Genomic DNA, 20,428 nt, shown 5'->3' on the forward strand with positions numbered 1-20,428 from the left:
GAGGGGAAACGCTATCTTTTACGTGGGGCGTCTGTTTTGGTAGAAAATTCGTAGACGGCCACGCCGTATGGGGCAAGAGGATGATCGATGGAATACTCCTGACCGTCGCATTCGGATAAAACAGCGTGCTGAACCGGTTTCTTTTTTCCACGGCCATAAAGGCCAGTTGTCTGATCAAGCAGCAGCGTATAGGTGCCGGGGCAGGGGACACCGACCCGGTAATCCGTCCGCTCTACCGGTGTAAAGCTGCAGATAAACAGCAAATGTTTTTTTCCGGTGGGGCTATAGCGGACAAAACTGAATATGCTTCGCTCCGCATCGTTACAGTTGATCCATTGGAAGCCGTCCCACTCCTGATCCTTCCGATAGAGAGCTGGGTGCGTGCGATACAGATGTAAAAGGCCTCGGAAAAAGCGCTGTAAATTTTGATGTTTGGGATCTTCCAACAAAAACCAGTCCAATTCGCGTTCTTCGCTCCACTCTCTTCGTTGGCCAAATTCCTGACCCATAAACAGCAGCTTTTTACCGGGGTGTCCGATCAAAAACGTGTAGCCGGCTTTTAGGTTCGCAAACTTGTCCGCGTCCTCTCCCGGCATCTTTTCTAACATGGAGCGTTTTAAGTGTACGACCTCGTCGTGGGAGAGCACCAGGATAAAATTTTCGCTGTGGGCATAGGTCATGCCGAAGGTCATCTGATGGTGATGGTATTTGCGAAATAGGGGGTCTTCTTTCATATAGGAAAGAAAATCGTGCATCCATCCCATATTCCATTTAAAAGTAAAGCCAAGGCCGCCTGTTTCCGGCGCGGCAGTGACGCCAGGCCAAGCGGTACTTTCTTCCGCAATCGTAATGGCGCCAGGCGCCCGGAGACGGACGATGCTGTTTAAGTGGCGGAAAAATTCGATGGCTTCCAGATTTTTATTTTCCCCATACTGATTGGGAACCCACTGGCCGTCCTGCTTCCCGTAATCCAAATAGAGCATGGAAGCTACAGCGTCTACGCGAAGCCCGTCCACATGGTATTTTTCCAGCCAGTATAGAGCGTTGGCGATAAGAAAATTGGAGACCTCGGTGCATTCATAGTTAAAGATCTTTGTTCCCCAGTCCGGGTGTTCCCCTTTTTTCGGGTCGGCATACTCGTAGAGCGGCTGGCCATCAAAATTAGACAGTCCGTGAGCATCCTTTGGAAAATGAGCGGGTACCCAGTCCAAGATCACGCCAATATTTTGTTGATGCAGATAATCCACAAAATACATAAAGTCTTTGGGAGCCCCATAGCGAGAGGTGGGAGCATAATATCCGGTTACCTGATATCCCCAGGAACCGTCGAAGGGGTACTCCGCGATTCCAATCAGTTCTACATGGGTGTAGCCCATTTCTTTTACGTAAACGGAAAGGCTTTCCGCCAACTCCCGGTAGGAAAGAAAGTTTCCATCCGAGGGATTTCTCCGCCATGATCCGAGCTGGACTTCATAGATGGCATAAGGTTCGACAATGGGCTTTTTTTTCGAACGCTTGTCCATCCACTTTTGATCCTGCCACAGATAACCGGACAGATCGCAGATGCGGGAGGCTGTTTTGGGACGGAGTTCCGAGGCAAAGGCATAGGGGTCTGCTTTTGCAAAATGCTCTCCGCTTTGACTGGTTATGTAGAATTTGTACAGGTCGCCTTCTTTCGCATTGGATACAAAGGTCTCCCAGATGCCGGAATCTGCCAACTGCTTCATCGGCGCTTTTTTCGGATCCCAATCATTGAAATCTCCGATGACGGACACAGATACTGCGTGAGGCGCCCAAACAGCAAAAGAAATGCCGTGCCGATTCCTGGACACGGCGGGATGTGCTCCCAGCTTCTCGTAGATCTCGTAGTGGGTTCCCTTTCCAAATAGGTAACGGTCGGTCTCAGTGATGGATTGATACGCCATCCCTTCTCCTCCTTACTTCCCATGAAACTTAACGTGCAGGTAAACTGCTATATTTATGATAACAAATTGGTTTCCCAGGGTCAAGGAGAATCAAGAGCCGGATTCCATGCTTCGAACCCGGTTTAAAAGAAAACGGTAGCGGAGCTGGGCTGCCTCAATTTCATGAATGGTGCAGTCCACAAGGATGGGATCTACAACCTGATCCAGATGATTCATCGCCCGTTCCAGTTCATTTTGTGTTTGACGAAGTTCGGAGAGCAATTGCCGCCGCTCCGACTGATTTTCTATCATGCCGCGGCTCCTTTCTGGAAAATGTAGGGTATTTGACTATTTAAGTATAGTCCAAGCTGTGGGAAAGTATTCCAGGGAGGGGGAAGATTTTTATAGGATGAGGAAAAGGAAAAAACTGAAAAACAAAGATAGTTTGACTATTTACCCTCGTTTTTTATAATTTCACGCATAATTTTTACGCCTTTTGTAGTCAAATCTTTCTCGTTCATACCCTTGGCTTCTAAAATTCGTTCAATCGCCTGTGCAGGGTCAAGAGAATGATATGGATAGTACAGATTGCGAAGTTCTTTCGGCTTAATAAATTTATATATTTGCTTACTCGTTTTTTGATATGTGTAAGACCAATAACGATAAATATACCCAATCCAATATAGTTCTGCTTCGGAATATTTTTCTTTACCATAAGAACTTTCGCCAAACTCGTTTTCTATCTCACTAAAAATCTGGTTAACATCGCAGGCTTCGAATAAAAATCCGCCAAGATCCATACGCTGTGCCACCCCAGAATTCATAAATCTTCTCATAAATATTGGCGAACTACAATTTGTTTCTAATGTTGAGGCCGAAAAAACCTCAGCCTGCATTTTACATAATTTCAAACCAATTTCATCAATTTTTCTCATTTTAAAATATCCTCTATATATTCGCCCTGACCTCTGTACTGTTTACGGGCAACTTTTACTTTATCATTTCCTATGCGTGATTCTTCTAACTTATATGAGAGATAATAATTCTTTTCATCAGGTGCTAAATAGCAATGGCGTAATATTTGTAACTGACTCAATGCCTTATCGGCAACAAATACATATTGATTACCAAGATTAGTTGCATAAAGGCAATGCTGACATTGAACATCTGTAATTTCACCATCAATAAAACTGTCGATTATTTCAAACATTCTGTTATCGGCAATCGGAGCAATAATATAATCGACACCTTCGAGCTTTGCCAGTAAATTCTGTATAATAGGATGGTCTGCATACTCTGTTAATTTATTTCGGAAATAAGCAATAAGCAACATCCAATCCCTATCAACATTTAACTGTGTGTAACTTAAGTCTGTTTTATCAAACTCTAAAATATAAAGAGAGGATTCCGGATAGTTGGCAACAAACATAGCAGATTGTTCCAAACTCTCTCCACAATAGAAACCTCTCCCAAAATCGTTGGTGTTTTTTGATTTTTCTATTGAAATTTCCCCATCAATATATGTTTTAGCGCCGTGAAAGAGTATGGTGGAATTGCTGCCGCAATCCTCCTTAAATAAGTGCTCTTTTATTTTGTTAAGCCGGATACCTTTGCCAAAAGCAAAGTTGTAAAAAGCCTTCAAATTAGATGAAGAAACCTGTTCCTCATTTTTTCTCCACCTAGAAATTGTTGTTGCTGTAACGCCAATACTATCTGCAAGTTCTTTTGCAGTTATGTCTAATAATTCCATTACAATTTCAATATCTGTACATAATGCGAAATCATTCATAAAAAACTCTCCTTTTGTAGCTTTCAAACTTATTATAATAAATGTTGAAAAGAAGTTCAAGTCATTTTGTAAAACTTATTTTCAACATTTATAAATATAAAGTTTTGTAATGTTTTAAGCAGGTCTTAGGATGAGTCCCTGCTCGCTAAGACAATACAGAACAAGGCAACGCCAAAAAGAAGGCACAACCAACGGATTTTATGAGGTAGAATTAGGAAGAAAAGTTTTTCAAAACCGAGGACTTTGTTACAAGTCCGTTACATCTCACCTTTATAATTCACCTATACATAGGGAATTTTCTGTGGGATGACTGTAAAAATCCTAGAGGGATGAGGAAAGACGGGGGATGAATCAGACACGATGAAGACCATTTTTACTGCCAATTGTAAACAAGCGCTCCGCGCCCCAGGCTTTGTCCTGGGCGTTCTGGCTGTCCCATTGTTTCTCTTTCTTTCCCAGCTGGACACTCTGGTGAAGACATTCCAGTCAACGGATCCTCAGGCTTACGGAAATTTTTTGACCTTCGTCGAAAAGGGCTTACAGGGCAACACCATGTCTTTTCTGATGCCGATTCTCTGCGCCCTGCCCTTCTCCGCCAGTTTTTCGGAGGATATCCGGTGCGGCGTGATCAAATCTATCCTGCCCCGGACCACAAGGCGGGCGTACCTCTGGGGGAAGATTGGAGCCTGCGCTCTTTCCGGGGGCCTGGTACTTGCGATGGGAATCCTGCTTTCTTCCGGCCTGGCCTGGATGATTCTGGCTCCCTTGGAAGAAACGGCGAAGGAAGTCCGCTTACAGCCTCAGGTCCTGGAACTGTTGCAAAAGACGCTGCTTTTTTTCTGCTCCGGCGCTTTCTGGGCCGTCTTTGGCGCCTTTGCGGCTACCCTTACCGGCAGCCGATATGTGGCGTACACAGCGCCGTTTATCTTTTACTATCTTCTGATTATCCTGTATGAACGTTACTTCCCTTATGTGGTACTGTTCTATCCGCCATCCTGGCTGAACCCGGAAACCGGGTGGTTTGCGGGGGATTTTGGCGTAGTGCTTTGGGTTGGCGAACTGACGGCGATTGTTATGGCCGGTTTTGTGTTGGCCGCAGAAAGGAGGCTGGAACGTGTTTAAGCGATGGGGAAAACGTTTTCGTCAAATCGGTGCGGTAGCCGCCTACAATTTCCGCCAGTGGCATAAAAACCCACGGATTATCATTACTTTTTTGTTGGCGTTTATCCTTTGCTTTCTCTTGTCGGATAAGGCGGTAAACTTTGCCAAGGAACACGATACGGTGATGCAGGTGGTAGAACCTTTTATCTGGACCTTTGGGGACAGCAATTCCATCTTGCTTTCTTCCTTGCTGCTTTTACTTCTTTTTGCGGATATGCCTTTTTTGTCAGCCGGAACCCCTTTTTATCTGATGCGGATCGACCGTAAGACCTGGGTGATGGGTCAGGCTTTTTATATCGTGCTTGCCACGGGAATCTATCTGGCCTTTATTCTGGCAGCCACCAGCCTGGTCTGTATGACCAATGCGTTTTCTGCCAATATGTGGAGCAAGACCGCCGCGATTCTCGGCTATTCCGGGGAAGGAGAAGCTATTGCTTTGCCGGCGCTGGTGAAAACTTTGGAGATGAGCAAGCCCTATTCCTGCATGGCAACGATCTTTTTGCTGATGCTTTTGTATACGTTGGTGATGGTGTTTTTGATGTTGTTTTTTCATATATGGAAAGGCCAGGCCGCGGGCGTCATCGCTGTCTTTGCCTTCAGCGTGACCGGTTTTCTTTTAAACCCGGAAAACCTGAAAAATCTTTTCCGGCTGCCGGATGAACTGGCCTATAAGGCCAGGGTTTGGGTGGGGTGGCTGTCGCCGCTGAATCAGGCCACCTACCATATGCACAACTTTGGTTATGACCGGCTGCCGCGGCTCTGGCAGACCTACCTGATTTTTGGCGGGCTGCTGGTTTTCTTGATGATATTGAGCCTTTGGGCGATTCGGCGCTATAGCTTCCACTTTCGGGGAACGGAAAATTAGGGGGGAGTATTTTGAGAACAGTTATTCAGATCGAAAATCTTTCCAAATCCTTTGGGGAGGATTTGGTTTTGAAAAAAATAAATCGAGAATTTGAAGAGGGAAAAATCCATGGAATCGTCGGCAACAACGGTTCCGGAAAAACCGTGATGATGAAATGTATCTGCGGTTTCCTGAAGCCTTCGGAGGGAAGAGTCTTTGTGAATTTTCAACAGGTGGGAAAAGATGTGGATTTTCCGAAGGACGTTGGCATCATCATCGAGACGCCGGGTTTTTTGCCCAATTTGAGCGGACAGAAAAATCTGGAACTGCTGGCGTCTCTCCAAAAAAAGATTCACCGGGGGGTGATTCGTGATACAATCCGCCGGGTGGGGCTGGATCCGGACAGCAAAAAGCCAGTAAGCAAGTATTCTTTGGGAATGCGGCAGCGGCTGGGCATTGCCCAGGCGATCATGGAGGACCCTTCCATCTTGATTTTGGATGAACCTTTTAACGGTTTGGATAAGAATGGCGTCGCCCAGATGCGGGAGCTGATCAAAGGGCTCCGGGGACAGGGGAAAACGATTCTCCTGGCGAGCCATAACCAGATGGATATCGATGAGCTCTGCGATACAGTCTGCGAGATGGACGCCGGCGTGATGCGGATGGTACGGTAAGGAGAGCCAATGGAGATATTGCGAGCGGAAAAAATTACACAATGGTTTCCTCCCAACCGGCGGATTTTGGAAGCGGTGGACTTGTCTGTCGAAGAGGGGGAGATGGTCAGTATATTGGCGGAGCCGGGCAGTGGAAAGACGCTTCTATTGGAAATTTTGTCCGGATTTCGGGCACCCAGCGAGGGGACGGTTTATCTGCTGGAAAAGAAAAGAACCGGAGAGACGGCCGGGGCGGCGGAAGCGTTCCGGCGGAAATACTTGGGAATACTGCCGCGGGATCCGGGATTTCTTCCCTTGCTGACGCTGGAAGAAAACGTGGCGCTTCCCCTTTTGCTGGGAGGGATGAGCGGAAAGAAGGCTAGGCGGCTGGCAAAAGAGTGGCTAAATGCTTTGGGAATCGGAGCCATGCGCGAGCGGCTTTCCGGGCAATTAAGCGCTTATGAGAAATGTCTGGGAAATGTGGTAAGGGGGACCCTTTCGGAGCCTAAGCTGGTGTTTGCGGATGATTTTACCGCGGACTTGACCGAGGCGGAGGAAGAACGACTCTTTGAGGCGTTTTTGGAGATTCTCCGCCGGGGAAGCATGACTTTGATTCAGACTACCAGCAGCCCGCGGACAGCGGCGCGGGGAAGCCGGGTTCTGATGCTGAAGGATGGAAAGATATACCAGGATTGTGAAATAGGGGGAGAATCAGAATGAAGCGAATTGGAAAGTATCTGCTGACCGCAGCCCTTTGTATGGGAATGATGGCCGTAACTTTGCCGGTAAGAGCGGCTTCTGTACCCGCGGACAGTGGGAGTACGGAGACAGGGGCCGCGGAGGGGGCGGAGCCGGGAAGCGGTTCGGAAGGGGAATTCGGAGAGCAGCTGACCTTTTCCATTGATGATAAACACCGGTATGAGGGGATGGAGAGCAGTTATCAGGCAGGATATCTGCCGACCGTGGAAAATGGAACGGCAGTCGTGATTTTGCCGCTGGCGGCGGACGGAGAGGTAAAAGGAAATTCTTTGATGGTGACGCCGGATCTTGGGAGCATGGAAAAAAGCCCCTTTGTTTACCGGAATTATCAAAGAACGGTGACCGAGTCTGCCCAGGCGGATTTGGATACCGGGGAAGTTCACTCTTTGTATCTGGTTCGTCTGGATTTGGAGCTGACGCCGGAGCGGTACAATGGCGTTTATCCTCTTACATTAAATATTTCCGCAAAGGATGCCCATGGCCAGACGGTCAGCCAAAGCTTTTCCACCTATGTGACCATCACCGATGGGAAGAGCACACAGGAGCCGGCGACGGAGCCTCCCCAGGTGGATGAACCGAAACCAGAGTCTCAGCCGGTGGTGTATGTGGAAAAGTATACGGTGACTCCCGGCGTGGTGGAGGCCGGGACAGAGTTTGAGATTCGGGCGTCTATCAAAAACACAAATAAGAAGCAAAAGCTGCAGAACCTGGTTTTAACCGCAACCACGGATGCGGAAGGGCTGACTCTCCTGGATGACAGCAACATCACTTTCTGGGAAAAACTCGGAAAAGAAGAATCCCGCGAACTGGTCCTGCGGTATCGCTCCGCCTCTTCCATGGCGGTAGGAAAGTATCATGTGCAGCTTTCGATTTCCTATGACAACAAAGATGCCGTCACCTTATCGTCCAGCGGAACCATGGATGTTTTTGTGACGCAGCCCATGCGTGTGGAGGGAACGGTTCCCACCATTGCCTCGTCCGTGAATGCCGGCGATACAATCACTTTGAGTTTCCAGGCAGCGAACCTGGGAAAGAGCGCCGCTTATAACGTGCGTTTCGAGCTGGATGCAGCGGGGCTGATGCCCACGGGCAGCGCTTTTATCGGAAATCTGGAAAGCGGGTCGGCGGGAGAAGCGCAGATGAAGGTCTTTGTGGGCGCGAAAAATATGAACCGAGATCAGGAAGAGGAACAATACGGACAGACAGGCGGAACGATCACCCTAATTTATGAGGATGAAAATGGAACGGAATATACGGAAGAGTCTTACTTTAATACGGAGATTAAAGAGCTGATCATTTCTGCTGGTGCGGAGGTTCCCAAGGAAGACGATACGAAGCAGGGGGCTTGGTGGATTTCTATTACAGCAGGAGCGGTGGTGTTGGCAGTTCTCGCCGGCGTTTTCGTGTGGAAAAAGAAAAAAGCGGACAGAGAAGAATAGGGGCGGCGTATGGATGGAAAAGAAAGAATGCGGCTGGCCTGGAAAACATTGCCTGGATGGGGAACGGTTTTTTCCGTGCTGGGGGTAGCCCTTTCCGCGATCTGCCTGACGATCGGCGGGCGTATCTATATGGAAGTCCAGACGGAGAAATCACGGCCGTGCGAGATAAAAGGAAGTATGGCAATGGACGGGGATACCATCGGGAAAATCCGGCAGATGGAAGCGGTTTTGGCGATCAGCGGAGTGGAAGATGCGTCGGGAACTATTTTATATGGGGATTATCAAGCGTCCGTCCATGTGATCGGCGTGGATGCGGGCTATCTAAAGGGAGAATGGCTCTTAGGGGGAGCGTACCCGGATGAAACGGCGATGCCCTATGTGGCGCTGAATGAAGCGGCGGTAAAGGGATTTCAGGATGCGAAAAAGGCAGGAATTCCGGAGGAAAAGCAGCCGGATTGGCTGTCGGAATCCTTTTATCTGGACGGCATTTCCTCGGAGCTTCGAATCTGCGGAATTTTAAAGGATGGAGAGGAAGAAGCCAGGGCTTACGTAAGCCAAGGACAGTGGGCCGGTCTTTCCCTGGGAGCCGGAGAAGGGGGAGCCCGCTCCTTTTGGGTGCGGCTGCAAAAGGAAGGTGTAAAGGAGCAGGCTGTCCGGGATTTAGCGGCTCTCGGTTTTCAGGTTACGGACCAGGGGGAATCTCAGGCGGCGGACTGGGAGATCCGAGAGGAACGGCAGTTTCTGTATCTAGGGGCGGGAACTTTTGGCCTGGCCTGGTCGCTGCTGCTTTTTGGGTATCAGAGGCGGCTTTGCTTGGCGCTGCTTGCTTATGAGGAAAAAATGTTTCTCTGGATGGGGTACCGGCTGAACCGTAAGGTAGCCTTTTGGCAGTGGGCCATGGTGATTCTGGCGGGCGGCGCCTTGGGCGTGTGCGCTGGGTGGCTGCTGGGGATATAAGAGTTTGAGAGATATGCGGCGGAGAAAAATACTCTGCCGCTTTTTTATTCTATTGGTGTAAAAACTACTTGACATTTTTTGATTTCAAGGTTATGATAAATAATCATAACCTTACATCTTTAGTTTCTATATATCATCTTTTTCTCTATTTATTCTGAATAAGTTTCCTTAGAAAATCAAAAAGAAAAGTCTCTGTATTGGCAGAGGGGTATTTTGCACTTTATGAAAAGGAGGGATTTGCCATTGGATGAATGAAAGGTGCTTTTGTATCTTGCTTTTTTCCGCGTTGGCAGCTCTTTGGGATTGCTGTCTGGGACGGATTCCGAACCCGCTGTTAGGCGTATTCTGGCTGCTAGGTTTTTTCTTTGAGCCAAGTTTCTCTTATTTCTTTCGGGGGATTCCCCTGATCTTATTTCTTTATCCGATGATTGGTCTTCACATGATGGGAGCCGGGGACGGCAAGCTTTTTGGCGTGCTTGGCTGTTATCTGGGATATCCGGATATCTTTTTTGTCTTTTTTCTTTCCTGCCTGTTTGGCGTGGTAGGCGCGACAATCAGGCAGGGTCATAAGGGATTTTGGAAATCCCGTTTCTCTTGTTTTTTCCAATATATTTATGAAATGATGATGCGAAAGGAGGTGCTACCATATCCGGGCGGGAAGAGTCCACAGGCGAGACTGCCCATGGGGCTTCCCATCTTGGGCGGGGTGATTACCGTTTTATTCTTTGTTTCATAGGAAGTGTCTTTGGACTTTTCTATAGAGTAAAAATGTTTCGCTTAATTAGGAAATTTTTATTCCTGCCGGATGAGTCAGGTGAGAAAGAGAAAGTTAGTTTTTTATGATGAAGACCGGGAATATGCGGCGCGGTTTGCAGATTATGGCAACCATCGAGAAGGGGCATCTTTTGAGGTGATTCCTTTTACGGAGCATGGGGAGCTGATACGCTTCCTGATGGAGGAACCGGTGGACCTGGCATTGATTCCGCCGAAGATTTTGGATGAGGAACTGCAAGCGCGGGTAAAGAGCATACTGTTGTTGACTGAGCAAAAAGAGGGGTCTGCAGGAAATCATACCGCCATCTATAAATATCAGTCCTGCGGGCAGATTATGCGGGAAGTGGAGCGATTGGAAGGAAGGAGAGAGACGGCGCCGGCGGGAGAGGCATTGCGAGCGACGGGAATCGGGGTATATTCCCCGGTGCACCGTTGCTATAAAACCACTTTTTCCCTTATTTTAGGCCAGCTTTTGGCGGAAAAGGGCGCGGCTGCCTATCTAAACTTGGAAGAGTACTCTGGTTTTCCTGCCTTGCTGGGAAAGACATATGAGGAGGATTTGTCGGATTTCCTGTATTTCCGGCGCGTGGGTCAGGAAGAGGGCGGAGTTTTGGGAAGGATGGAATATCTGGGAAAGCTTGCTTACCTTCCGCCAGTCTCCTGTCCGGCAGATATTCGGGGGGCTTCTGCCGAAGAAGTGACCCAGCTGATTCGAGAGGTCGGAGCAGGGACCTATGACTATCTGGTCATTGATTTTGGCGAGTCTCTTATCGATCCGGTACCGGCCCTGGAACTTTGTACGACGATCTATATGCCGGTGTGTGAGGACCGTGCTTCCGGCGCGAAAGCGGATGCTTTTGAAAATTATTTAAAGCAGATCGGTAAGGGTGAGTTGATTCGTCGGATTCGCCGAATTGTTCTTCCTTACTATTCCTGGCTGGCCGGAGGGTGCGGCGACTATCGGGGACTGCGGTGGAGCGCTTTTGGAAAATACGTGAAGACAATACTAAGTAGGGAGGAAATGGAATGGAAATCGAGCGAGAGCTGCAGGAAGCTGTGATGGAGGCGTTAGATCTTTCAGAGGAAATCAGCGACGAGGAACTTTTGGAGCGGATCGACCGGGTTTTGGTGCGGCAGAGCAAGCAGCGATTTCTTTCCGTGGGGCAGCGGGCGGCATGCCGAAAACAGATTTTTGATTCTTTCCGACGGTTGGATATTTTGCAGGAGCTGGTGGAGGATGATTCCATTACAGAAATCATGGTAAACGGCACGCAGGCTGTATTTCTGGAACGGAGTGGAACCATCTGCTGTTGGAACCGGCGGTTTTCGTCCTCAAAAAAGTTAGAGGATGTCATTCAGCAAATCGTAGCTAGGGTGAACCGGGTCGTCAATACTTCCAGCCCTATTGTGGATGCTCGTTTGGAAGATGGCTCCCGTGTACATGCTGTTTTGCCGCCAGTGGCTCCGGACGGCCCAATTCTTACTATCCGAAAATTTCCCAAGGAACCGATTACCATGGAACAGCTGCTTGCCTGGGGGAGTTTAAGTGAGGCGGCGGCACGCTTTTTGCAGAACCTGGTGGAGGCAAAATACAATCTTTTCGTCAGCGGAGGCACTGGTTCCGGAAAGACCACGTTTCTCAACGCCCTATCCCAGTTTATTCCAAAGACGGAACGGGTGATCACCATTGAGGATTCCGCGGAACTGCAGCTTCATGGGATTGCCAATCTAGTTCGCCTGGAGGCAAGATGCGCCAATTTGGAAGGAGAAAATGAGGTTTCAATTCGGGATTTAATTCGGGCGAGTCTGCGGATGCGCCCGGACCGGATTATCGTAGGAGAGGTGAGAGGGCCGGAGGCTTTGGATATGTTGCAGGCCATGAATACTGGTCACGACGGCTCTCTTTCGACCGGCCATGGCAATAGCCCGCGGGACATGATCTCTCGCTTGGAGACCATGATTTTGATGGGAGGAGAACTCCCCCTTTCTGCGGTACGAGGACAGATTGCCTCGGCCTTAGATATCATGGTCCATCTGGGACGGATGCGGGATGGGAGCAGAAAGGTTTTGGAGATTGTGGAGGTGATGGAAGGTGAAGGCGGGAATGTTTCCTGGAATCCGCTGTTTTCCTATAGCCGGGAAAAAGGGCGGTTGGAGGACGTCGGGAAGATCAGAAATAAACAAAAACTGGAAGCCGCCGGATTATCAGAGTTATAGGTTGACCATTCCGGAATTTCTCCTCTTGGCAGGGGAAGGATTGGCTGCTGCCGCTGGAATTGCTTGGCTCTTTTACCGAAGTCTAATTGCTTTTTTCTTATTTACCCCGCTTGCGATAGGAACCGTGCGGATGGGAAAAAACAAGAAAAAACGAGCACGACAGGAACGGTTGGCTCACCAGTTTCAAGACAGCCTGATTGCGCTGGCCTCGGCTTTATCTGCGGGATTTTCCGTAGAAAATGCGGTGGAGGAGGCGCGGAAGGAGATGATTTCCGTATATGGGGAAGAGGGGATGATTGTGCAGGAACTGGGGATGATTGTACGAAAGATTCGAATGAACAGTACGGTGGAGCAGGCTTTTGCGGAACTGGCAGGACGCAGCGGGCTCGCGGACATCCGTCAGTTGGCGGATGTGTTTTCCATCGCCAAACGGAGCGGAGGCGATCTGGTGCAGATTTTGACAAGAACAGCGGAAACCTTACGGAGAAAGGTCCAGATGAAAGAGGAAATCCGAACGCTGATGGCAGGAAAGCGGCTGGAACAGAAGGTGATGTGCGCGATGCCGGCAGCCATGTTATTTTATATTCGTGTCAGCAGTCCTGGTTTTACCGATCCTCTCTATGAGGGCGTGTTTGGGAGAAGCGTAATGAGCGGCTGTCTCATGGTGTATGGCCTGGCTGTGTTCTGGGGGGAGCGGATTATCCGCCGGACGCTGGAGGTGGGGATGTGAAAGGCGAGATAGGAACGAAGATAACGGACATCTATTACCGATGGAAAGATAGACGAGGAAAGCCGGCGATATCAGAGGCCAAAAAGGCCAGGATTCGCGCCGTATACCCGGAAAAACTTCCAGAACAGGCTGCAAGAGAATTGGATGCAAGGCGTCTCATGGCAGGATCCCTTTGCTTTTTATTGGCTGGCGTGCTGTCTTTGCTTTGCGGTATTTTCTCGGAACCTCAGGTGGAAACCTGTTTGGCGCGTCCGGAGGGGGAGATAAGCCAGGACGTCGTCGATCTGGAACTTACAGGAAGCGGCGGTTCCTTTCCGGTACAGGTGAAAGTGACGGGGCGCCGTTATAGCGACGCGGAGCTGGAACAATTGTTTCAAACAGCGGAGGAGGAAGCTAGGAAACAGGTTTTGGGAGAAAATTCCTCTTTGGACGCCGTGTGGGGAAAGCTGAACTTTCGGACAGAGAGTTCGATAGAGGGCATGCGGGTCAGTTGGAGCCCCCAGGAAACCTGCCTGGTGGACACGAACGGGGAGATTACCACGGAAGTGGTATTTGGAGAGGGGAAAGCTACCAAATTGGATCTCACGCTCCGGTATGAAGCGGAAAACAGGGCTCCCGTCAAACGTGTGATAGAGGTTCCGATTGTATTGGTAGAACCGTCAAAAACGCCGGAAGAAGCATTCCAGGAGCGAGTGGAGGCATCCCTCCGGCAAGCGGACCGGGAAGGACGGGAGACGGATATTTTGAACCTGCCGGAAGAGATCAACGGAGAGCCGGTTACTTTTTACCGAGCGGAAACTGGCGGGAAGCCAGGGACAGTTCTGATCTTGGGAATCCTAGCGGGAATCGCTGTGCTGTATTGGGAGGAACAGAAATTAAAGGAGGCATATGTTCGCCGAAACCGTGAATTGGCGTTGGACTATGGAGAGTTGGTAGGAAAATTAAATGTGCTGATCGGGGCGGGACTTCCCGTCCGGCGTACCTGGGAACGGATTGTGAAGGAAGCGGAGCAAAAAGCGGGAAAGAAGCATTATCTCTATGAGGAGATGGCATTGACGCTTCATGCTATGGAACAGGGGATTAGTGAAGATCAGGCATACCGGGAGTTTGGCAAACGGTGTGGGCTGCCTCCCTATCTTCGTTTGGGAAGCTTGCTGGAAGCCAATGGAACAAAGGGAACAAAAGGATTGACCGGACTTTTGGAAAAGGAGGCTGCCGACGCTTTTTTAGAACGGCTGCAATTGGCCAGAAAGCAAGGGGAAGAGGTAAACGCAAAGCTATTGCTGCCGATGTTGCTTTTGTTTGCGTTGGTGTTAATCCTGCTGATGGTTCCAGCATTTCTCGCCTTTTAAGCACATACCCCGATCGAGAAGCGATCGGGGGGCCCGTCCGGCAGTGACATCAGAGATTTGCCTCTGGCAAATCTACAAATCATACCCCGATCGAGAAGCGATCGGGGGGCTCGTCCGGCAGGACATCAGAGATTTGCCTCTGGCAAATCTACTAATCATAGGCCTGTCCGGCAGCGACAAATCTAAAAGATATAATATGAGGAGGAAAACAAATGGAGTACACGGTAAGAGATTTTTTACAGGATGAGGAAGGCGTTGGCGTTGTGGAGATTTTGTTGATTTTAGTGGTATTGATCGCCCTGGTTTTAATTTTTAAAACAGAAATAACCGACCTAGTCGACAGTATTTTTAGCAATATCTCACGAAAGTCCCAGAAAATCTATCGTTAGGAGCAAACGATGAAACGAAGTGGTCAAATCACAGTTTTTCTTTGTTTGATCCTGATAGTAATCCTTTCACTTTTTTGTGCCTGTCTGGAATCTGCCCGTGGGGCAGGTTTACAGTACCGGCTTCGCCTTATAGCAGATTCTTCCCTGCAATCGGTGTTTGCCGGATATGATCGAATTCTTTGGGAGAAATATCAGCTTCTTTTTTGCCCGGCTGGCGACCGGGCCGGAAGCAGGATTCGGGAAGAAATGCTGCGGTTTGCCCAAAACGCCGTCGAAGATCCAGCCGGTCCTTCCGGACTGGACTGGACGGCGCCGGAGGTAAAGGATATTCAAATTTCAGATTTGATCTTTGCCACAGATCAAAATGGAGCGGTATTTGAAAAGGCAGTGCTGGATTATATGAAGGCGGGAGCGGTTCCTATTTTGTATGGGGAATTACAGAAAATTCTGGGAGATGGAGACGAGTTTGTGAGTACGGCTGTCCGCGAGAGCGAGATAAAAGGCAAATTTTCCTTTGAAGAGGTGGAACAGAAGTATGACACCTGGAAAAAGGAGGTAAATAAGCAAATAAAAGAAGTTGGCCAGCCAGAGACAAACGGAGAAACGGCGATTCCCCAGGAAAATGTGGTTGACGCGGTAAAACAGTTGATTTCTTCCGGAGTTTTGCCCCTTGTTGTGGAAAACCCAGAGCAAATTTCAAAGGAAACAGTGGAATGGTCCCTTCGGCCTTCTCAGTTAGAGGGAAAAGCGGAGGGAAGAAGTCGCCGTGATGATTCGGATGGGGGCCGGGCATCTAATTTAACAGATATCCTTCTATTTGACGAATATTTGCTGCGTTTTTTTGATTGCTATACGTCGAGGCAGGAAAAGGAGGATTTTACCTGTCAGTTGGAGTATGTCATTGCAGGGCGGGAGAGCGACTGGGAAAATCTAAGTGAGGTGATTGACCGGCTGCTATGGATTCGTGAAGCCTTAAATTTGAGCTATCTAATTTCCGATCCTGCCAGCCGGGAAGCCGCTGCCGCCGCTGCCACGGCTTTGGCCGGGTGGACAGGAATTCCTTTTTTGATAACGGGGCTTCGCGGCCTGATTCTTGCAGCCTGGGCGTATGGGGAAGCGTTGGCTGATCTACAGACATTGCTTGCTGGAGGAAACGTCCCTTTGCGAAAGGATAAGACGAGCTGGCGGACCAGCTTACATGGGTTGGTGCAGTGGGAGGAACATGGCGGGAGACAGGAAGAAGAAAAAGGGGAAGGGCTTTCCTATGAAGACTATCTGCGGCTTCTTCTCTTTTCGATCAGGCAGGAAGAAAAATGTTATCGTGCTATGGATGTTATCCAGTTTTCAATGGAAAATCTTTCTCCGGGCTTTCGGTTGGACTGCTGCGCCATTTCCTGCAAAGCATCCCTTTTATCAGAAACAGGCTATCGTTTCTGGACATTTCCTGTCTTTGCATCCATGGGCCACTGGGGTGGTTTTTATGCGTTAGAAGCAGAGACGGAATTTCATTATTGAGGAAAGGAGGCGCCTTCTGATGTCTTCCCTACAGGACAAGACTTTTTCAGTTAAAAGAAAGGAGCAGAAGAGAAAACTCACAATAAATTCCCCAAGACCACAAAATAAAATTGCATGTGTCTTTGCAGGGAAGATATCAGAGGGCGTCTTATCCGCCAGTCTAACCATAGAAGCAGCCCTTGTCATCACCATGTTTCTACTGGTGGCAACTTGTTTTTTGGGGATATATCCGGCAATACAGATTGGATTGGAAATTCAAGCTGCGGTAGAAACCGTGGGGGAAGAAATGGCAGTGGCTATTGGCGTGGCCCGGTCGGTTACGGGGTCTGAGATCGATACCGAATCCTTAGCGATGGGACCGGTGGGGGAATGGATGATAGAGGATTTGACACTGGCTGGGTTACAAGAGCGTGTGATCAATGAGGTTGGTCGGGAGCGATTGGAGAATTCCTGTGTATGTGAAGGGGCGGGAGGCTTGTCGTTTTTGGGAAGCTCTTGGACGAAAGAGGGAGATCAGATTAAAATTCGGGTTTCTTACCGGGTTCGTCTTCCTTTTTCTTTTGGCGGGCTGGCGGAGTTTTTTGTCATCCAAAGAAGCTGCCGACGCGCATGGACGGGAACCCTTGCGGAAACATCTGGGGGAGGGAAAGAAGATGCTTTGGCCTATGTGACGGAAAACGGTTCGGTATACCATTGTTCCATGGACTGCACCTATTTGAATCTTTCGATTTCGGAACTCTCTTTTGATACCATAGGAGGCAGAAGGAATCAGGGAGGCGGAAAATATAAGCCTTGTGAACGCTGTGCGAAATATTCAGGTAGTCCAGTGATCGTCTGGATTACCCGTGAGGGAAATCGGTATCACACGGACCGGGCATGCGGAGGCTTAAAGAGAAGCGTGCGGACTATTTCAAAAACGGAGGCGGAAGTTCCTCCGTGCAGTCGGTGCTGCGCGGAAGAAGGAGAAAAAAGACGAGGAGCGTTCCCTTGATAAAGGGGTACATGCCCTTGCCAATGGAAGGTAAGAGGAGAGATATCGATGAAACAATGGATTGCCTGGGGGATTTTGAGCATATTTGCCTGGAAAGATTTTCGGGCAAAGGAGCTGCCATTTCCTTGGTTGCTGGCGGCTTTTCTTTTGGGGGCGGTAAATTTTTTCTTTAGTGATGACGGAACTTTTCTTTCTGCGATCCAGTGTCTTTTGACCGGATGCTTGGTTCTTTTGCTTAGCCGGGCCAGCAGGGAGGCGATTGGGAGCGGCGACGGCTGGGTTTTGATGGATATCGGATGGTTCCTTGGTGGTGCAGAAACCTTTGCGCTTTTTCTTTGCGGATTGTTTCTGGCGTCGGTGTGGTCGGCTGTTTGGTTGTTATCTGGGAAAGGCGGGCGAAAGAAAAGTTTTGCTTTTGTCCCGTTTCTTTGGATAGCAGAAACGGGATTACTGTTAGGAGGCGGTTGTTTGTGAATCAGCGGGGTTTTCTAAAGCGGGTGTTTGTTCAAAATCGACAGGGAAGTGTGACAGTAGAAGCTGCTTTTGTCATGCCGCTGGTATTAGGCGTAATCTTTTTTGTGATAACATTTAGCTTATGGCTGCGGGATCAGACCATGGCAGCAGCGTTTACCCTGGAAAGTGTTCAATGGACCAGAAGAGAGGAGCCAAGCACTGTATCCAGCTGGTTAAACCAGGAAATGGAGCAGTTGATTTGGGCTGTGCCGGAAGATACTTGTCTTAAGAAGGAAGCGGATCTTACCTGGGCGTCGACAAAAGGAGAGCAAACGATCTTTGGGAGTTCAAAGATTGGGGCATTTCAGGTGGAGGCACAGCGCAGAGAGTTGTATCCGGTCCAGCTTTTGCGGATGAGCCGTAGGCTTATGGAATGGAGGTGAGAGGGGTGGAAGTTCGTTATCGAAGGGAACTGAATGAAACTTTTTTGATCCTAGAGGGGGAAAAAGAACCGGATGCCTATGCCGTTAGAGTGATGGAAGAAAATTCAGTGCCGGGGCTGCTTTCCTGCCGAATTCACTGGTCGGAAGGCAAACCAGAATACTACTTTTCAATATCTGGGCATCGGTCTTTACAAAAAAGCTGGGAAAAGAAACAGGTAAGTTTAGAAGAAATCCGGGAGCTGCTGTTTGGGATCTATCGGGCATTGGAGCACCTGGAGGAATATCTGATTGATGTCAATCATGTCCTTTTGGAGCCGGAGTTCCTTTATATACCGGAAGCAGGACTTTCACAGGTTTGCTTATGTTGCCATCCCGGATGGAAAGACGATTTTTTTAGTAGATTACGCCAACTCATCCAATATTTCCTGAACAAAATTGATCCCATGGAAGAAAAAAGCGCCCAGGCTGCCTACGAGCTGTTTCAGATCAGTCGGAAGGAATTTTTTGGTTTTGAAGATTTGTTTCCTGTCCTTGATCAAGAAGAGGAGGAGGAACCTACTCCGGAGTCGGCAGACCTTTGGATACCAGAGGAAGAGGCAGAACCGGTCGTACCTTCCCCGCCAAAGAAAAGGAAGACGCCGATGGTGGGATCGTTTGTTATGGTGGCTGGTATGTGCGCGATTGGATTACTTTACGGTTTAGGCCTTTGGGAACTTCCAGACAGCGCGGCATCCTGGGGACTGTTGCTGCTGGCGGCTGCGTTAGTTTTTTTCATAGGACTTATTTTGCGGGAATGGGAAATGCGGAAGGCTGCAAAAGAGACAAGGGAAACGCCACGGGATGAATTTCCAGAAACTGGGGAGGCTGTGACGGAATTTTTACAGGGACCCTTTTCGGAAAAACCAAGGGAACGGCTCTTGATTAGCCAGAATTCCTTGAAACACGATACCATCCATATTGTCCGAATGCCATTTGTGATTGGAAAAATGGAGGGAGCTTGCGATTATCAATTGAAACGGTCTGTGATTAGCCGAATTCATGCAAGACTGGAACAGCAGGAAGGGAGCGTGTATCTGATCGATTGTAATTCTACCAACGGCACTTTTCTAAATGGGGTGCGTTTGGAGCCAAACCGGCGATATCCTGTGCGGGAAGGCGATGAAATTGTATTGGCGGATCTAAAATATCTATTCCAATAGGGGGCGGACGCCAAATGGTCTCTGTGTGAAAGCGTGCCGGAATATTTTGGATTCTGAACTCCAATAAGAGCGTTCGGCAGCAGCTTCTTTTCTGTTGACAATCGAGAACGGGGATGGTACCTTTAATTAACGAGGACACATATGTGTAGGCTATTGTTAACGGAAGGTAGGATAACCGCAGATATAGACAGATTGGGAAGTGGAGATAGGATGGATATTCGATATGATTGGCACAGGCGTCCGGTTGTTACGATTTTTTTGATTGGACTCAACGCGATTTTCTTTTTCGGGCCGGATTTATTTGGGATTCCGACGGATTTGCGAAGCATTTTGAACGGGGGAGGCATTACGTTATCGGGAATAGAAGAAGGCGAATTTTACCGAGCATTGACGGCCGCCTTTTTGCATTTTGATATCCATCATTTGATGGGGAATCTATTGATTTTGGCTGTACTAGGCTATCGTCTGGAGGATATATTGGGACATCTTTCCTATCTGATCCTTTATTTGATCAGTGCGGTGGGGGCCAATGTGGTCTCTGTTTTGGTGTACTTTCATACAAACAATTATGGCGTCATTTCCGCGGGAGCATCCGGAGCGATCTTCGGAGTTTGCGGGGGAATGTTTGCGGTAGCTCTTCTAGGAAGGACTGCGGAAGGAATCTCTGTACAACAGATTTTTCTTTTGATTATTTTGACGTTGGCCTCTGGATATTTATCCATGGAGGTAAACAATATTGCGCATTTGTCAGGACTTATCTTTGGTATTTTCCTGGGATTTCTCTTTTATCTGATTCGCCGTCATTCGAAAAACAATTCTTACAATTCGTGGCAATAGGCATCTTTTGGTTGTCAAACAG

Annotated in this window: 22 protein-coding genes; 18 read left to right on the forward strand and 4 right to left on the reverse strand. The window is 48.7% G+C overall.

Features of this window, described 5'->3' with window-relative positions:
- Positions 1 to 11: 11 nt before the first annotated feature.
- From glgB to ACCC71_RS00910, 4 genes are all read right to left on the reverse strand, one after another.
- Complete coding sequence (glgB, locus tag ACCC71_RS00895) at positions 12 to 1,925, reverse strand: 1,4-alpha-glucan branching protein GlgB (protein WP_434310572.1); 1,914 nt, start codon at positions 1,923 to 1,925, stop codon at positions 12 to 14.
- A 90-nt stretch (positions 1,926 to 2,015) separates the two neighbouring features.
- Positions 2,016 to 2,216 carry a DUF2508 family protein gene (locus ACCC71_RS00900; protein WP_434310573.1) on the reverse strand — a complete coding sequence of 67 codons (201 nt, stop codon included), beginning with the start codon at positions 2,214 to 2,216 and terminating at the stop codon, positions 2,016 to 2,018.
- Positions 2,217 to 2,353: 137 nt separating this feature from the next.
- Positions 2,354 to 2,839, reverse strand: coding sequence for an antitoxin (locus ACCC71_RS00905; RefSeq protein ID WP_434310574.1), 486 nt, complete (start codon positions 2,837 to 2,839; stop codon positions 2,354 to 2,356).
- On the reverse strand, positions 2,836 to 3,693 hold the full coding sequence (locus ACCC71_RS00910; protein WP_434310575.1) for a DUF3990 domain-containing protein: 858 nt from the start codon (positions 3,691 to 3,693) through the stop codon (positions 2,836 to 2,838). Before ACCC71_RS00910 ends, ACCC71_RS00905 begins: the two co-directional genes overlap by 4 nt.
- Before the next feature lie 360 nt (positions 3,694 to 4,053).
- On the opposite strand from ACCC71_RS00910, the gene ACCC71_RS00915 reads away from it, so the two are divergent.
- The 18 genes from ACCC71_RS00915 to ACCC71_RS01000 all read left to right on the forward strand — a co-directional run bounded on the left by ACCC71_RS00915 (position 4,054) and on the right by ACCC71_RS01000 (position 20,406).
- On the forward strand, positions 4,054 to 4,815 hold the full coding sequence (locus ACCC71_RS00915; protein WP_434310576.1) for a hypothetical protein: 762 nt from the start codon (positions 4,054 to 4,056) through the stop codon (positions 4,813 to 4,815).
- Positions 4,808 to 5,719 (forward strand): hypothetical protein, encoded by a 912-nt coding sequence (locus ACCC71_RS00920; protein ID WP_434310577.1) that lies wholly within the window; start codon positions 4,808 to 4,810, stop codon positions 5,717 to 5,719. The genes ACCC71_RS00915 and ACCC71_RS00920 overlap by 8 nt, the downstream gene beginning before the upstream one ends.
- 11 nt (positions 5,720 to 5,730) lie before the next feature.
- Positions 5,731 to 6,372, forward strand: a complete 642-nt coding sequence (locus tag ACCC71_RS00925) for an ATP-binding cassette domain-containing protein (protein ID WP_434310578.1) — start codon at positions 5,731 to 5,733, stop codon at positions 6,370 to 6,372.
- 9 nt (positions 6,373 to 6,381) lie between these two features.
- Positions 6,382 to 7,071 carry an ATP-binding cassette domain-containing protein gene (locus ACCC71_RS00930; RefSeq protein ID WP_434310579.1) on the forward strand — a complete coding sequence of 230 codons (690 nt, stop codon included), beginning with the start codon at positions 6,382 to 6,384 and terminating at the stop codon, positions 7,069 to 7,071.
- Complete coding sequence (locus ACCC71_RS00935; RefSeq protein WP_434310580.1) at positions 7,068 to 8,549, forward strand: COG1361 S-layer family protein; 1,482 nt, start codon at positions 7,068 to 7,070, stop codon at positions 8,547 to 8,549. Before ACCC71_RS00930 ends, ACCC71_RS00935 begins: the two co-directional genes overlap by 4 nt.
- 9 nt (positions 8,550 to 8,558) lie before the next feature.
- Positions 8,559 to 9,506 (forward strand): hypothetical protein, encoded by a 948-nt coding sequence (locus ACCC71_RS00940; protein ID WP_434310581.1) that lies wholly within the window; start codon positions 8,559 to 8,561, stop codon positions 9,504 to 9,506.
- Positions 9,507 to 9,753: 247 nt separating this feature from the next.
- Positions 9,754 to 10,242: a prepilin peptidase gene (locus ACCC71_RS00945; protein ID WP_434310582.1), complete on the forward strand. Its 489-nt coding sequence runs from the start codon at positions 9,754 to 9,756 to the stop codon at positions 10,240 to 10,242.
- A gap of 78 nt (positions 10,243 to 10,320) precedes the next feature.
- Positions 10,321 to 11,340 (forward strand): hypothetical protein, encoded by a 1,020-nt coding sequence (locus ACCC71_RS00950; RefSeq protein ID WP_434310583.1) that lies wholly within the window; start codon positions 10,321 to 10,323, stop codon positions 11,338 to 11,340.
- Entirely contained in the window at positions 11,307 to 12,497 is a 1,191-nt protein-coding gene (locus ACCC71_RS00955) for a CpaF family protein (protein ID WP_434310584.1), read from the forward strand. The genes ACCC71_RS00950 and ACCC71_RS00955 overlap by 34 nt, the downstream gene beginning before the upstream one ends.
- A 130-nt stretch (positions 12,498 to 12,627) precedes the next feature.
- A complete protein-coding gene (locus ACCC71_RS00960) occupies positions 12,628 to 13,227 on the forward strand; it encodes a type II secretion system F family protein (protein ID WP_434310585.1) in 600 nt (199 codons plus the stop codon).
- Positions 13,224 to 14,579, forward strand: a complete 1,356-nt coding sequence (locus tag ACCC71_RS00965) for a hypothetical protein (protein ID WP_434310586.1) — start codon at positions 13,224 to 13,226, stop codon at positions 14,577 to 14,579. The genes ACCC71_RS00960 and ACCC71_RS00965 overlap by 4 nt, the downstream gene beginning before the upstream one ends.
- A 212-nt stretch (positions 14,580 to 14,791) precedes the next feature.
- Positions 14,792 to 14,968, forward strand: a complete 177-nt coding sequence (locus tag ACCC71_RS00970) for a Flp1 family type IVb pilin (RefSeq protein WP_434310587.1) — start codon at positions 14,792 to 14,794, stop codon at positions 14,966 to 14,968.
- A 9-nt stretch (positions 14,969 to 14,977) separates the two neighbouring features.
- A complete protein-coding gene (locus ACCC71_RS00975; RefSeq protein ID WP_434310588.1) occupies positions 14,978 to 16,483 on the forward strand; it encodes a DUF5702 domain-containing protein in 1,506 nt (501 codons plus the stop codon).
- Between the two features lie 19 nt (positions 16,484 to 16,502).
- Positions 16,503 to 17,474, forward strand: a complete 972-nt coding sequence (locus ACCC71_RS00980; RefSeq protein WP_434310589.1) for a hypothetical protein — start codon at positions 16,503 to 16,505, stop codon at positions 17,472 to 17,474.
- A 48-nt stretch (positions 17,475 to 17,522) separates the two neighbouring features.
- Positions 17,523 to 17,948 (forward strand): prepilin peptidase, encoded by a 426-nt coding sequence (locus tag ACCC71_RS00985; RefSeq protein ID WP_434310590.1) that lies wholly within the window; start codon positions 17,523 to 17,525, stop codon positions 17,946 to 17,948.
- Positions 17,945 to 18,370: a TadE/TadG family type IV pilus assembly protein gene (locus ACCC71_RS00990; protein WP_434310591.1), complete on the forward strand. Its 426-nt coding sequence runs from the start codon at positions 17,945 to 17,947 to the stop codon at positions 18,368 to 18,370. The genes ACCC71_RS00985 and ACCC71_RS00990 overlap by 4 nt, the downstream gene beginning before the upstream one ends.
- A 5-nt stretch (positions 18,371 to 18,375) precedes the next feature.
- Entirely contained in the window at positions 18,376 to 19,569 is a 1,194-nt protein-coding gene (locus ACCC71_RS00995; RefSeq protein ID WP_434310592.1) for a DUF6382 domain-containing protein, read from the forward strand.
- Between the two features lie 210 nt (positions 19,570 to 19,779).
- Positions 19,780 to 20,406 (forward strand): rhomboid family intramembrane serine protease, encoded by a 627-nt coding sequence (locus tag ACCC71_RS01000; protein ID WP_434310593.1) that lies wholly within the window; start codon positions 19,780 to 19,782, stop codon positions 20,404 to 20,406.
- The last annotated feature ends 22 nt before the right edge of the window (positions 20,407 to 20,428 follow it).

It is taken from the genome of Hominifimenecus sp. rT4P-3, assembly GCF_051055405.1.
Lineage (GTDB): Bacteria > Bacillota > Clostridia > Lachnospirales > Lachnospiraceae > Pseudolachnospira.

Coding starts and splice junctions, on each gene's coding strand:
- ACCC71_RS00930 (WP_434310579.1), top strand. CDS start 6,382: ATGGAGATATTGCGAGCGGAAAAAATTACACAATGGTTTCCTCCCAAC.
- ACCC71_RS00900 (WP_434310573.1), bottom strand. CDS start 2,216: ATGATAGAAAATCAGTCGGAGCGGCGGCAATTGCTCTCCGAACTTCGT.
- ACCC71_RS00940 (WP_434310581.1), top strand. CDS start 8,559: ATGGATGGAAAAGAAAGAATGCGGCTGGCCTGGAAAACATTGCCTGGA.
- ACCC71_RS00935 (WP_434310580.1), top strand. CDS start 7,068: ATGAAGCGAATTGGAAAGTATCTGCTGACCGCAGCCCTTTGTATGGGA.
- ACCC71_RS00945 (WP_434310582.1), top strand. CDS start 9,754: ATGAATGAAAGGTGCTTTTGTATCTTGCTTTTTTCCGCGTTGGCAGCT.
- ACCC71_RS00960 (WP_434310585.1), top strand. CDS start 12,628: ATGGGAAAAAACAAGAAAAAACGAGCACGACAGGAACGGTTGGCTCAC.
- ACCC71_RS00915 (WP_434310576.1), top strand. CDS start 4,054: ATGAAGACCATTTTTACTGCCAATTGTAAACAAGCGCTCCGCGCCCCA.
- ACCC71_RS00955 (WP_434310584.1), top strand. CDS start 11,307: ATGGAAATCGAGCGAGAGCTGCAGGAAGCTGTGATGGAGGCGTTAGAT.
- ACCC71_RS00985 (WP_434310590.1), top strand. CDS start 17,523: ATGAAACAATGGATTGCCTGGGGGATTTTGAGCATATTTGCCTGGAAA.
- ACCC71_RS00970 (WP_434310587.1), top strand. CDS start 14,792: ATGGAGTACACGGTAAGAGATTTTTTACAGGATGAGGAAGGCGTTGGC.
- ACCC71_RS00905 (WP_434310574.1), bottom strand. CDS start 2,839: ATGAGAAAAATTGATGAAATTGGTTTGAAATTATGTAAAATGCAGGCT.
- ACCC71_RS00910 (WP_434310575.1), bottom strand. CDS start 3,693: ATGAATGATTTCGCATTATGTACAGATATTGAAATTGTAATGGAATTA.
- glgB (WP_434310572.1), bottom strand. CDS start 1,925: ATGGCGTATCAATCCATCACTGAGACCGACCGTTACCTATTTGGAAAG.
- ACCC71_RS01000 (WP_434310593.1), top strand. CDS start 19,780: ATGGATATTCGATATGATTGGCACAGGCGTCCGGTTGTTACGATTTTT.
- ACCC71_RS00975 (WP_434310588.1), top strand. CDS start 14,978: ATGAAACGAAGTGGTCAAATCACAGTTTTTCTTTGTTTGATCCTGATA.
- ACCC71_RS00980 (WP_434310589.1), top strand. CDS start 16,503: ATGTCTTCCCTACAGGACAAGACTTTTTCAGTTAAAAGAAAGGAGCAG.